Source organism: Escherichia sp. MOD1-EC4550 (genome assembly GCF_963876935.1).
In the GTDB taxonomy this organism is placed as follows: domain Bacteria; phylum Pseudomonadota; class Gammaproteobacteria; order Enterobacterales; family Enterobacteriaceae; genus Escherichia; species Escherichia coli_F.
Genome location: NZ_CAWNSE010000002.1, coordinates 61,365 through 75,179, shown reverse-complemented (window position 1 = coordinate 75,179; position 13,815 = coordinate 61,365). Strand labels below are relative to the sequence as shown.

Sequence of the window (13,815 nt, the reverse complement as noted above, 5' to 3'; positions counted from 1 at the left end):
GCGAACACGCTGCGGGTGAAAGTCACCGACGCGTTCGGCAATGCGCTGGCCGGACAGACGGTCAGCGTCTCAGCGGACAACGGGGCAGCGGTTGCCGCGACGGTTATCAGCGGGCCGGACGGCACCGTGGAAATCTCCGTCACCAGCCAGACTGCGGGCATCAGTGCCGTTGCCGCCAGCATCAACAACAGCAGTCTGAGTCAGAATGTGACATTTATCCCGGATGTCAGCACCGCGAAGATCGCGGATCTGGTGGTTATTAAGGACGGCTCAGTGGCTGACGGCGCAATGGCGAACACGCTGCGGGTGAAGGTCACCGATGCATTCGGTAATACGCTTGCCGGGCAGACAGTCAGCGTGTTGGCGGACAACGGTGCAACGGTTGCCCCGACGGTCACCACGCAGCCGGACGGCACGGTGGAGATCAGTGTCACCAGCCAGACGGCGGGCACCAGTGCGGTCACCGCCAGCATCAACAGCAGCAGCCTGAGCCAGAACGTCACCTTTGTACCGGGTGATGCATCGCAGCTCACGTCAACCGTTGAAACAAATAAGTCGAACTATACGGTTGGAGAGACAATCACCATCACGGTAACGCTCCGGGATGCGTTCGATAATCTGGTAACCGGTGCAGCTTCACAGTTAGCCGCTAATGGTGTGCTTACGGTGGCTGGCACCGACCCGTCAGAAACGGGAAGCTGGATTGAATCAGGTGGCGTGTATACCACAACCCGTATGGCGACGATTGCCAGTACCAATCAGCACGCCAACCTGCAATTGCAGACGTGGAGTGATGGTGTAACGTCAGATCGCTATGACATACAGTCCGGTTCTCCGGCGCAAGCTACATCAACTATCGCTACGGATAAAAACGCCTACACCGCTGGCGACACTATAACCGTCGCCGTGACGCTGAAAGACGCGCACGGTAACCTGGTTGAAGGGGGCGAGTCCTTACTGTCTGGTGATAACGTAATAGTGGAAGGAGCCGTACGTTCAGGAGGATGGTCTGAAACCGCCGGTGTTTATACTGCTACATGGTCGGCGCAAATGGCGGGAGACTCTCACCACGCGACGTTGACTTTGCCTGAGTGGGGCAGCAGTAAACAATCAGAGAGTTATTCCATCCACAGTGGTGCTCCGGTGCAAACAAATTCAGCCATCAGGACAGATAAAACGACATATATCGCCGGGGAGTCATTAACTGTCACAGTAACGTTGCGGGATGAGTTTGGTAACCCGGCTTTAGGGCTGACATCAGGAGTTATCGAATCATATATCGATAATTTTACGGTGGGCGGCGCAGTCCCCGATTCGATGCAATGGGTCGAACAGAATAATGGTGAATATACCATGATCTGGACAGCATGGTTTGCCGAGAAAAATTTGGTTGCCAGTCTGAAATTAAAAACATGGGCAACGGAGATTGATTCCGCGCTATACGGGATACAACCAGGTGCAGCAGCAAAAACTCAGTCCACGATTATCACGGACAAAACGGTATATATCGCTGGGGAGAGCATAACGGTGACTGTTGTACTTAGTGATGCTCAGGGTAACTTTATTACTGATGGTGTCGCTCAGCTTAATGAGGAAAACGTAAAAGTCAGGAATGCAGATCCTATCCAGGGTAATAATTGGATATACAACGGCAATGGGCAATATCAAAGACAGTATATGGCGCATTTCGCGGAAGTGAATTTGAATGCACAACTGAAGATGGTTGGTTGGAGCGATGCCAATTATTCAAATAATTATACTATTAAACCGGGTGAAGCGAGTCCGCATGGTTCACAGCTTCGTATAAGAGATGATGTTGTGGTTGTTGGGGCGGATTTACCTGTCAGTGTTTTATTAGCTGATGATTTTGGTAACCCGTTGGATAACGGTCTGGATTTGCTGGATAATGCAGTGTACTTACAAAATGTGGAGAAGAAAGAAGGGGCTAAATGGATATATTTGGGTGATGGCATATATGAGCGTACCTATATGGCCTACAAAGAAGGAGAGAACTTAAATTCATTTCTGCAGATTAACGGTTGGCGTGTAAACGGGCAACCTTCCTATACCATCCTTCCTTTTGTGGCAGTCGATTCACTGAGTGTGAATGGTGCAATATTCAGGGCGGCAGATGGTTTTCCTGAAACAGGATTTGATGGGGCTAAATTCACCTTAGTATTAACCCATAATATGAAGAATACAGATTATGATTGGACGGCAGGCATCTATGGTATTAATGTTAACAATAATGGAGAAGTCACAATAAGTCTGCCCCTAAATAGTGAAATCACTATTACCGGGAAACCAAAAGATGGTAAAGGGAATAATGTTGTATTCAAATTCAAGATGAAAAAATGGTTTACTAGTTTAGGTGCTGCCAGTAATAACACTTGGGATATTATAAATGCATCATGCAATAGCTATGGACAAGTGGCGTCATCTTTAGAATTAGCGCAGCGACCAAGTAGTGGTGTAGTTCCACGAAAAGTAGGTACGTTGTGGGGAGAATATGGTAATTTGAAAGCTTATGGCAGTACATTTAGCAGTACGGATTACTGGACAAGTACTGTACTTATAGGGGTTCACGAGAAATTCAATCCTGAAACTGGTATATCAACACCAGGATCAGGAAAGTCTTCTGGTTTGTGTGTGAGATATTTTTAACGAAATAACTACTAAATTGCCCTGCATCAGCAGGGCAATTTCTCTTCGTTCTTACGCAGAAGTACGCATCGCACTGATAGTATTAAATTCATTTTTTACATTGAGCAAACGAGGGTCGTGAAGCAAAACATTTGACCATAAATCATTGTCTTTAACTAATTGTTGCCAGCGCTTTTCATATTCTTTTTTACCATAAACAGTGTAAATTAACGGCAAGATCACACCATTGATTTTGTTAGTGTTAATATTTGCCAGTAACTTCATAATGTCATTTTTTATAGATGCGCCATAGATCAGAAACTTCGTATAAAGCGAGTTAACACAGCTGTAATCAAGACCATGTTCAGGCTCAAGTTTAAGCAATAAACTTTTGGCTTTGTCATTATGTCCTTTCAGTGCCATGAACATAGCCAGAATAGAGGTAATAATTGGATTATTACAGGTGTTTTGACTATTCAGATTTAATGCAAAAGATATCGCGTTATCGAGGGGGGATGTGTAATAAAGTATAATTAATTTAAGAATGCTTATGCCCATTTTATTGGGTTCAAGAGCAATGCTTTTTTCTATTAGATTAAATGCTCTTGCAAGGTCACCGTTCAAAAAGCATAGCAGAGACTGATAATAATAAACGTCTGGCGAATTAGGTTTGAGTAAATGTGCTTGCTTAAATAGCACATTAGACACTGAATGTTCATCTTTTAGCCCACTGATTAAACCCAGTAAACCCAATGCCTGAGAGTTTGAAGGGTTAATTTCAAGAGCCTTTTCAATGGAGGTTACTGCCGTAGTTATTGCTTGTTTTTGTTCACTGAGTCCAAGGAGTGCTAATGATATATGGCATTCCGCCAGGCAACAGTAGGGCAAGGTATTTTGCGGTTGCGTACTCACACAATCTCTAAATATTACTAATGCTCGTTTCAAACTCTCTGGTGTATAACGGTACATTTCCATTCTGCCATTCATATACATAACAGCAGAATCAAGAGATGGCATTTGTTGTGTATTTATAGATTTAAAATTAATGTTAGGTATTTTTTCAATGAGGATATTAATTACTTGTGATAATAATACGGAAAGAGGATTGTCGGGGTTAAAATCAATACTTTGATGATCGATCAACTTATGCGTTCTGGCATGAATTAATTCAATAAATAAACGCCAGTTTTTACCATAGTGAACGACCTGACCCATAATGTAATATTCTGGGCCTGTTTTATTAATAAACTGATGGATAGTAGAAAAATCGCTTGCCTCATTCGTTACCGAGGCAGGTAAAATATCTAAACCACAAAAAGCATATTTTGAAAGGCCCTGCACAAGTTCGTAATGCAGTTTTAGAACATTGATTGAGCCTTCGGTACGAAATGGAAAAACAGCAAGAGTGGTAGTCGACTTTACCGGTTCATTATCGGTTACAATCACAATGGGTACAGTAAAACGGTATCCACGACCATAGACCGTTTCGATATACTTACACTGTTTATTCTCATGCAAAAGTTTGCGCAATGCATAAATACACCGTGTTAAAGATTCATCACTGGCAACACTTGCGCTCCAGACCTTATCAATAATCTCTTCTTTGCTAACAATTTCACCGTCAGCATTAAGTAATAGAATAATAACGCCAAGTTCTTTCGGGGGAATATGATATTCTTTGTTTTTGAATAATAATATTCCATTGTTTTTTAATACAAAGTCGCCAAATATATATTGTTGTGTATTATTTTTTCCATGTTGCAGTTGCATAGAACGCTCCTTCCGTTTTCTCTATTCATAGTATTAATTTGATCAATATAAAATAAAGTATTGGCAGAATTGCTCTATCAAAAAACGCTCATTTTGTAAGATTGTGATGAAGAAATGAATGAAAGCTGATGCTTAATAATATGAAACGCTGGTCCCATTTTACGAGACCAGATAGTGGACTATAATATTTGGCGTTACTTAATCAGAAACGTAAATAATCTTTCGCTGAATCAAATAATGCTGTAATGGTTGACGATAATAATTTTATAATCGTATCGTAGGTGGAGTTGGCTGTGCTGTATTTAGTCGTGATAACCTGTACATCGGTTTTCATGTTTTCTGCTTGCCCATTATAACCCGCTAACCATGCCTGGTATTCAGCTGTGCTTATTTCATAACCGGTGAATTCTTTAGATATATTTTTTTCCTTCCCTTTATTATCCCTGTGCACCATTGAATCTGAAGATTGACTCATACTGTCAATAATCTGAGGGTTGGGAATAATAACATATAAACCGCTACCTTGTGGTTCAACTTCGACAATCGGAGAAGGTGTGCGGTGTTTGGGATCGGGTGGAATTACCGGAAGTCCTAAAGCGGCGCACCATTTTTCTGCTTCTTCTAGTGGTACACCAATTTTGTCAGCAGGTGCCGGAGGGTATAAAACATAGTCTGGATTGTAATGATAGTGGAAATCACCATTAGGATATTTATCGATATAATAAAAATGCATCAAGGCTTTTTGGAATGCATTGACGTCAAAAACTATCGCATCGCCTTTTTTATTAGAGTGAGTCCATTTTCCCATATTGCTTTGGATATGTTCACTGAAGTCCTGCCAGTATGCGCTCATTATCTCAACGCTATTCGCATAAATTTCGAGGTAGTCGCTACCGAGCACACTCATCAAATCAGCAATATCACTGCATATATATTTATCACTTTTAAATTCGTTTGAACTACTGGCCGTTAAAGTACTGCTGGTTGCTGAACTTCTCATTTCAGGCGCAGAACTCTCTAAAGAAGCGATAGCGTGATTTAAGGTACCTTTGGTCGATGCCATTGTACTTGACCCGGTTTTGTTGTGAGCAACGTTAGCCAGGGTTTTTCTCACAGAGTTATGCAAGGTCAATATTTTAGCGGGATCCTTTAATTTTCCGTCAATAGTATTAACATTTTCTGTAAGCTGCAGAACTTTTTTTATCAGCGAATAACTTTCGTGTAAGAGCGCAGATCCTTTCTCTGATAGGTTCTCAGTTGGGAAATTTCTGAGCATGTTTTTAACGAAGTTAAGTTGTATGTCATGCTGGCATTTCCAGTCTTCATTTCGCGGGCTACGTTCACTGACTAAAGTTGATAGTTTTTCAACATCTTTCTTGAGCATAGCGCCAATATTATTATCCTTACTGGCGCTGTTATACAAATTACCCTCGCTTTTGCTGTTTTCCAGTTGATGAGGCTCCTCACTTTGCGAGGATGCCTCTTTAAGAGGAATGTTTGCATTCTGCTGACGTAAAATATCTATATTTAAATTATTATCTTTATTAATCATGTGTCATTCCTCCTTAAATATAATTAACTATTATTGCAATAATTTATGAGCGAATGCCTTGAACGATAGCACTATCAGTATCAATAATGGTTTGTATTATTTGCTGTAATAAATTGAGTGCCTGATCTCTTCCTTGAACATCACGATTAATTTGATCCAGATAGCTACTCATAACTGAATGCATCACATTTTTAGCTTGCTCAACAATTTCTTTTTCTGCATGAGTAGTACTTTCTAGAATTCTAAGTGATGCTTGAGTTGATTGATTAACAAGCTGTGAAAGTACATCTGCTTTACCTATAGTAAAATATTTATTATATCTTTTGTTATGTTTTATACTAATACGCTCGTTTTTATCTCTAATCTTTTCTTCCGTAGTTTCTTTTTCTTTATCGTAATATTTCAGGGTCTCTTCTTTTTGTTCTTCATCAAGTGTTGTATCTTTCGTTGTTGTTTTTATTTCTTCATCTATTTGCTTGAGATAAGCTTGTTGATCTTGAACTTCCCTTTTTAATCCTCGCTGTGTTTTATCATCAGTTCCACTGATAGTGTGCTTCTGATCAGGTGTAAGGGTTTGCATCTTTTCGGGAGGGCTTCTGAAATTTGCTACAACAGATGCTGCAGCTCCGGCTGCGCCAACTGTTGACCCGGCAAGAACACCAGCCGAACTTGCCATTGTAGCGTGTACGGTTTCTGTTTTCTGATACTGGACAAGTTGTTCAAAAACGTTGCTCATAATAGCCTCAGACATAGCAGAGGCTTTATACATTGATGTGAATACCCTTAAAAATTCCTCCATAACAGCCTGTTGTCGCATGGTCAAATTATCTAGCATATCAAGGATATTATATTTAGATATTTTAATAGAACTCTGTTCTGCAGAACTGCTTGATTGACTGGATGAAATTGTAGCTTGGTCAAGGTCACCCCTCAAATTATCTAGCGTACTCCTTGAGTAATTAAGATTATCCAATAGTTTTACTCTTAGTTCCGGACAGACTTCTCTGTCTGTATTTTTTAATATTATAAACTGAGAGCTTATGTCATGATTAATATCTTTAAGGTTATAGTATTGCACAATTTTATTATCATTTGGTATGTTGTTTTTTTTACTATAATCTCTATCAAAGATTGTTTTATCAAGACTGTTAATATTAGATGTGCTGGACGCATTTTTAATTTCATAGGTGGCCATGTTAAAACCCTCTTATACGATAGAATGGGAAGCAAATTTTAAGGCTTCAGTTCGGTGTTGTAATACTCGTACCATCTGGCTTACCTCTTGTTCGACGGTTTTATCCACCCTTTGCAATACTGAAAGCATTTGTTCACGCGTTTTTGATAGATTACTCATGTCCTGTTGTAAAATTGCCATGTCGGCAGAGTTTCCAGCAACAAAACAATTCATCGTCGATGTTGCTATTGCACAGATGAGTAAGCCTATTTTCTCCAGGCCATTACTTATTTTGGCAATCAACTTCAACACTACGGCTGATGTTTGTAGCACGCTGCATACGCTGTCTAATACCTTTATAATATTTTTTGAAACTGAATTAATAATTGATTCAATGGTTGATTTTATAGTGCTTGTTATTTCTTTGGTGACTTCTTCGGCGGCTGTTTTTGATAATGCAGAAACAACGGCCCCTATTGCTACAGAACATATTACAGCTGCACCAATCATTACTGTCGCCATGACAATAGAAGCGGCTGCACTTGCGTAAATACTTTTAACCAGTTCAATCGTATCTTGATCGACACCAATAACGTCCAGAAGCGCGGTTATTGCGAGCAGAGTGGGATCAACTGTTTTAATCGCAGCCGAAAGACCTTCTACAACTTTCCCTAAAATCCAGCCGGTAGCCGTGGTGCCCAGAGCGATTTGACAAGTGATATCTACACCTAATACTACTGCGCCCGCTATTCCTCCAATAAGTGCCAATGCACCCGCAATACTTGAACCACCACTTGGAACTGCAGCAAGAAGACCAACAACAATTAAGACTGCGCTTACGGCAAAGGTAACTACAGTTACACACTCATTAACTATTTTTAAAACTTTAGTCGTGGTAGTATATTTATGTGCTGTTTCATTGAGTTTATTTTCCCTGACATGGTTGATTTCTTTCATTACCTCAGATTGATTTTTAATAGATTCGCAATTTGTATCGCCAATAACTTCCATTACTGAGGTAATCAAAAGGATAAATGTGGCTGTCGCGTTTCTGTTTTTCTGGTTTTCCTGTGTCAGGCAAATATTGGTGGTGAAGTTATTAATCTGTTCTTGCTGTTGAATTTCGTCAAAAACTTCCATACTTTGGCCGATCGCAGCATCAGCATCCATAATGGCTGTATTTAACGATTTCTCAGCTAACGATTTTTTTTGTAACGACAGCGTGAGTGTTTTTTCAGCCGCATTTTTTTGCGTCAGTACTTTATTATATTGCGGATCGCCAGGTTGCAGTTGCGACAACTCTTGATCCAATGTGTTGACTTTTTTTTCCAGCGATTGCACTCTTTTATCGACAGCATTGTAATTATTGTTGGCCTGATGCAGATTATCGTTGGCTTTTTGCGCTGAATCTAATGACGAGGTGTAGGCGTCGCTTAATTCACGAAACTTATTATGTGCCATTTCGTGTCGAAGCAGGGTGTTGTCCAGGTTATTATGCAAGCGTGTAGTAATATCCTGATCGGCAATGCCTGATAAATTACCCAAAATCATCGTCAGGCGGGCATCATTCGTCTTTGCTGCAGTGGCGTTATCAGAATCGGAAACCTGCATTGCAGGTAGAGCAAGCATAGGTTTGTTTTCAAGACGAGCGCGAATATCGTTATCAAGGGACTTCGGGTTTTTATTAAGCCGCATGGGATCAACTTGCGTTTTGCTGCTGTCCTGCAGTCTTTTTTCCTCATCGCTATATTGTGTACGCAATGTTTCGCTGATTTGTTCAAACGTGATCGTCTGTCCCGTAATCGGTGCCGACATAATTCACCTCCTTTTTAAGCTATCATCTGGCTTAATTAACTGTTTATTATTTAACTCATGGCAGATGTTTATTTCCATCTAAAATGGCATCAACGGGAAAATAAGCAATGTGTTTATTGTTATTCTTCTCATTTATTTTATTGGCATGGTTGTTTTTTAAATCAATTGTTGCTTCCTCTTTATATTTCTTGGTTGCTTCTTCAGGCGTAAAAGGAGATTTTTTTACGTTTATGTTCATTTTGCCGACTCACTCTGTTTGAACTTCCTCTTCGGAATTGGCTGTCAAGAGTTCAAGATAAGCATTAGCCATCTCTTTAACTTTTTCATTTTGACTGTAGGTTACGACTGTATTAAATAACTCCGTGGCCATTTTAATGTTTTTTAAGCCCATCTGGCATTGGCCCATATAATAAACCAAAGAGAAATCGTTATCGGGAGATAGCATCAAACAGATATGATACATGTCGAATGCCTTTTGATAATCTTTCTTCAACTGACAGACGGCGGCATATCCCTTTAAATAATTATAATTTTGGAAATCATAAATACAGAGAAATTTAAAAAAGAGTTCAGCTTCGTCAAGTCTTCCTTTTTCATAAAAGTTATAAGCGTAAGCATAAACGCCTTCAAGGGTATCCGGGGTTATGCCATGCAGTTCTGCAAGCGTTGCTCCCATACCTAGTGCACGTTCGAACTTACTGGCAATTTCTTTATTTTCTTCTAAATCCAGATTTGCGCTTTCCATCTCTACTCTCTCCTTTCGAACATTCTTTGTTCAGACTTCACCATTTTTTAGAGGGTGGTGATATCAAAATTCGCTCATTTTTATGCCCATCCGTTGGACTTCCTTTTCTGCATTAAAAACAAGTATTGTTTCAATGAGATAAGATTTTCTATGTGATGAAATGAAAATAATGTAGAGGGAATTTTATCCACAATCCTGATGAACGGGTTCAATTCTGATTGGAATTTGAAAAAGCAGGTGATTTACTGATGTGCGAGCGTACGTCAGTGGCTGCTGGCCTGAGCGCGGAGGTGTGCGAAATTCACATATCCGGGCATTCCACCTTACCCAGCGCTTCCCAGTAGTTATTCTGATTATTACGCTCCATCGCCACAATAGCTTCGCGGATATGTTGTTTGTTACTCTCATCAGACAACATTAATTTTTCCCACGCTTCGTCTGATAATGACGCCTGTGGCGTGCAAATTTTACGTAAATCTTGCAATACCGTGGTCTTTTCTTTTGCCGACTGTAGAGAACTGAATGGCGACTCGGCCTGAGAAATGGCTGGGAAAGTCAGGAATACGGTAATCATGAGTAGCATCGTTGGCTTCATAGCTGCAACCTTCTGCAAATGTGCATCGAATGAAGCATAAGTGTAGTTTGCTTTTGCCGCTCTCATCATGCTGTACGAAAGGTGTTTGCGTGGTCAGTAAGAAGTGCCAGTTTTATATACCTTTTTCTTCTATTCGATAGCTTTTCGTTTTTTAAATCGTAGTGATCTTGCCATTATAGTCAGTTAACGATTAAAAAAAGGATAAAAAATGAAACTGACAACACATCATCTACGGGCGGGGGCCGCATTATTACTGGCAGGAATTCTGCTGGCAGGTTGCGACCAGAGCAGCAGCGATGAAAAGCACATTAAAGTGGGCGTTATTAATGGCGCAGAACAAGATGTCGCGGAAGTCGCTAAAAAGGTGGCAAAAGAGAAATATGGCCTCGATGTTGAACTGGTAGGATTTAGCGGTTCGTTGCTACCGAACGATGCGACAAATCATGGCGAGCTTGATGCGAACGTCTTCCAGCATCGACCCTTTCTTGAACAAGATAATCAGGCGCATGGTTATAAACTGGTAGCGGTGGGAAATACGTTTGTCTTCCCCATGGCGGGTTATTCCAAAAAAATCAAAACCGTGGCGCAAATAAAAGAAGGCGCGACAGTGGCGATCCCCAACGACCCGACCAACCTTGGTCGCGCGCTTTTACTGTTGCAAAAAGAGAAGCTAATTACTCTGAAAGAGGGAAAAGGGTTACTACCTACCGCGCTGGATATAACCGAGAATCCTCGTCATTTGCAGATTATGGAACTCGAGGGGGCACAGCTCCCGCGCGTACTGGATGATCCCAAAGTTGATGTGGCGATTATCAGCACCACTTACATTCAGCAGACCGGGCTTTCTCCGGTGCACGACAGCGTATTTATTGAAGATAAGAATTCGCCGTATGTGAATATTCTGGTGGCACGGGAAGATAATAAGAATGCAGAAAACGTGAAGGAATTTCTGCAATCTTATCAATCGCCCGAAGTCGCTAAAGCGGCAGAAACCATCTTTAACGGTGGCGCGGTGCCTGGCTGGTAATTCTCACTCATGCCGCGCCGGACGATTTATTTTTCTGGCGCGGCGACGGGAATCCATTGAAATCAAAATCACCGATGACAGAATCAGCAGTGTGCCCAGCCAGTCCGGCAATGTGAACGTGATCCCCAGCAACAGCAAAGAGAGCAGCGCGCTACTTAATGGTTCTGCACAGCTCAAAATGCTGGCTTTTGGCCCGCCAATGAGCTGTGCGCCTTTCAGATATAGACTAAAGGTTAGCGAAGTTCCGATTACCACCAGATAGAAAAACGCCAGAATCAGGCTGCCATTAACCTCGAAGTTTGTTCCTTGCCCGGCATAGAAGGGCAGCAGGATTAGACCACCGATCAGCATACTCCAGCCGACGACCGGTAACGTGCCATAGCGGGCAATCAGCGTTGAGGGATAGGTGGTATAGAATGCAGCAGCAAATGCCGAGGCAATGCCCCAGAATAACGCGGCCGGAGAGATCGATAATGACGTCGGATTACCGTGTGTCACCAATAAAAAAGTCCCGATCAACGATGTCAAAATAGCGCAAAAAACCAGAATGCCCGGGCGGGATTTACGCACCAGTGAGAACCAGGCGACGATAATCGTCGGTGAGAGGAATTGCAGCACCGTTGCCGTGGCAGCATTCGATTTTTCAATGGTTAGCAAAAAAGTGAGCTGTACGGTTAGCGCGCCAACCACGGAAAAAATCAGCAGACTAATGGCATCTTTGTGATTGTTAATAATAGAAAAGATTTTATCGCCATGCACAAATGACAGCGTCAGCAGAATCAAACCGGCGAATATCAAACGCGTCATAGTCAAAAACTGCGACGACATCTGGCTTTGCTCCATGATGTATTGCGCGCAGACCCCTGAACTTCCCCACAACACGGCGGCAATCAGAACGTTCAGCATCCCCTTTCTGGTGGAACCCATTTTTCCCTCTGCATACTGTTTTGTCGTTTATGTATGCAGGCATGATAGCAAAAATGGCGAGGATGGCTCTGTTTGCGCCACGCCGATTTTTCTTAGCTCAGACTGGTGAGCTAAATATCTTTAATAAACAGCAGGCAAATCATCGCAATACCCAACATCCCTATCGCCAGCCAGAACAACGCGTGGTAGCTCCAGATTTCAACCATAATTCCGTCAACAGAGCCGGCGATAATCCAGCCGACGCGTGAGGTATTTGCATATAACGTTGTCGCAGAGCCTATTTTTTCAGGCATCAGATCCTGAAAATAAAGCATGCCGATACCACAGAGAATACCAAGGAAAATGGCATTTAGAATTTGCAATTCCAGCTCAACTGCCGGAGTCGTCGCCATGAGTACGCTGGCGTAAAAACACATACCACTCACGATAGCAATGAGCATTAATAGTCGCTTGCCAATACGTTTCATGTAATAGCCTGCGATTAACATCATCGGAATTTCCAGACCGGCAGCAATACCAATCATTTCTCCAGCCAGTTTATCGGTTAGATGCAGTTCATCAATAATAAATAGCGGCATATTTATCATGTAGAGATTATTCGCCGCCCACATCATTGAACAGACTACAAAAAGTAGCCGTGTATCCCGCTTTCTATGGATGGAGGGTAAAATTTCTACGGGTTGGGTAACGACAGGAATATTTCTTTGTATTGATGGCAAAAACAACCAGACTATCAGCCCGCAAATAACAAATGCGATGGCAGCGGTGAGATACATCACTTTAAAACTAAATCCCATTGCCAGCTCATAAGCGAGCGGTGGCCCGATAACCCAGGCAAGCGAGATCTGAGCACGTAAAAATGTACTGAACATGACCGTCTCACGGCCTGTTCTGTCGGCGTGTTCACGGGCGAGGGCGAACATTTGCGGGTTTGCAGTGGAAGCAAAACTACTCAGAAGTACACCCGTTGAGAGGAGAATGAAGTAGTTGCGATTCCACGCAAAAAGAGTGCAGGCCAACACTCCAAATAAGCAACATAGCAGGATCAGTAATTTACGGTCGCCTTGTTTATCGGAGTGCCTTGCCAGAAATTGACTGACCAGAATTCCCATAATAGCGCTACCGGTGAAGAAAAAACCTACCATTATAGGACGGGCTTTCAGTTCATCTGCGAGGAATATACTTAGGGTGGGAGTCTGGAGAGCGCCCGCAATACCAGTCAGAAAGGCGACAAGTAAAAATGCCGCGGCAGTGAGATCAAGTATTTTTGATGGAGTGGTAGCCGTTTTTTGCATTCTTCTGAATCACCGGGCGACAAAATATAACTGAGTTACAAATAAGTACCAGTCGAATGAGTATTATATTAAGAATTTTTGAGTATCGCTGATACAACCAGAAAGCAATGCTAGCGCAATATTATAGGGCCAGCAATTGAGATTATTAGCAAAAGCATGTTAAGAATTAATCACCGAATTTATATATTAATTATAGTAAGGCAATGAGCTATTTTTGATAGTAAAAATAAAACAAGTTTATTTGATATATTAAATGAACAAATTAATCTTGA

11 protein-coding genes are annotated in these 13,815 nt (G+C 41.8%); 2 read left to right on the top strand and 9 right to left on the bottom strand.

Translation table 11 applies throughout. The features are described from left to right. Positions 1 to 2,664, top strand: a 2,664-nt coding sequence (locus AACU19_RS02690) for an Ig-like domain-containing protein (protein WP_157945115.1), incomplete at its 5' end; no start/stop codon positions are given. A 51-nt stretch (positions 2,665 to 2,715) separates the two neighbouring features. On the opposite strand, the gene eilA is transcribed toward AACU19_RS02690, so the two are convergent. The 7 genes from eilA to yicS form a co-directional block, all read right to left on the bottom strand. Further along, positions 2,716 to 4,413 (bottom strand): HilA family transcriptional regulator EilA, encoded by a 1,698-nt coding sequence (gene eilA / locus AACU19_RS02685; RefSeq protein WP_001176834.1) that lies wholly within the window; start codon positions 4,411 to 4,413, stop codon positions 2,716 to 2,718. 202 nt (positions 4,414 to 4,615) lie between these two features. After that, a complete protein-coding gene (locus tag AACU19_RS02680) occupies positions 4,616 to 5,965 on the bottom strand; it encodes an IpaD/SipD/SspD family type III secretion system needle tip protein (protein ID WP_105278639.1) in 1,350 nt (449 codons plus the stop codon). 43 nt (positions 5,966 to 6,008) lie between these two features. Beyond that, a complete protein-coding gene (locus AACU19_RS02675) occupies positions 6,009 to 7,160 on the bottom strand; it encodes a hypothetical protein (RefSeq protein WP_000257044.1) in 1,152 nt (383 codons plus the stop codon). Between the two features lie 12 nt (positions 7,161 to 7,172). Beyond that, positions 7,173 to 8,954, bottom strand: coding sequence for a YopB/SseC family type III secretion system translocon subunit (locus AACU19_RS02670; protein ID WP_105278638.1), 1,782 nt, complete (start codon positions 8,952 to 8,954; stop codon positions 7,173 to 7,175). A 55-nt stretch (positions 8,955 to 9,009) separates the two neighbouring features. Beyond that, positions 9,010 to 9,192 (bottom strand): hypothetical protein, encoded by a 183-nt coding sequence (locus AACU19_RS02665; RefSeq protein WP_103253760.1) that lies wholly within the window; start codon positions 9,190 to 9,192, stop codon positions 9,010 to 9,012. A 9-nt stretch (positions 9,193 to 9,201) separates the two neighbouring features. After that, positions 9,202 to 9,699 (bottom strand): SycD/LcrH family type III secretion system chaperone, encoded by a 498-nt coding sequence (locus tag AACU19_RS02660; protein WP_000443167.1) that lies wholly within the window; start codon positions 9,697 to 9,699, stop codon positions 9,202 to 9,204. A 301-nt stretch (positions 9,700 to 10,000) separates the two neighbouring features. After that, positions 10,001 to 10,294: a protein YicS gene (gene yicS / locus AACU19_RS02655; RefSeq protein WP_001306625.1), complete on the bottom strand. Its 294-nt coding sequence runs from the start codon at positions 10,292 to 10,294 to the stop codon at positions 10,001 to 10,003. Between the two features lie 208 nt (positions 10,295 to 10,502). On the opposite strand from yicS, the gene nlpA reads away from it, so the two are divergent. Then, positions 10,503 to 11,321 (top strand): lipoprotein NlpA, encoded by an 819-nt coding sequence (nlpA, locus tag AACU19_RS02650; RefSeq protein ID WP_000779407.1) that lies wholly within the window; start codon positions 10,503 to 10,505, stop codon positions 11,319 to 11,321. 3 nt (positions 11,322 to 11,324) lie between these two features. On the opposite strand, the gene AACU19_RS02645 is transcribed toward nlpA, so the two are convergent. Beyond that, positions 11,325 to 12,248, bottom strand: a complete 924-nt coding sequence (locus AACU19_RS02645; RefSeq protein ID WP_105278637.1) for a carboxylate/amino acid/amine transporter — start codon at positions 12,246 to 12,248, stop codon at positions 11,325 to 11,327. 110 nt (positions 12,249 to 12,358) lie between these two features. Further along, positions 12,359 to 13,543 carry a sugar efflux transporter gene (locus AACU19_RS02640; RefSeq protein ID WP_001172857.1) on the bottom strand — a complete coding sequence of 395 codons (1,185 nt, stop codon included), beginning with the start codon at positions 13,541 to 13,543 and terminating at the stop codon, positions 12,359 to 12,361. Between the last annotated feature and the right edge of the window lie 272 nt (positions 13,544 to 13,815).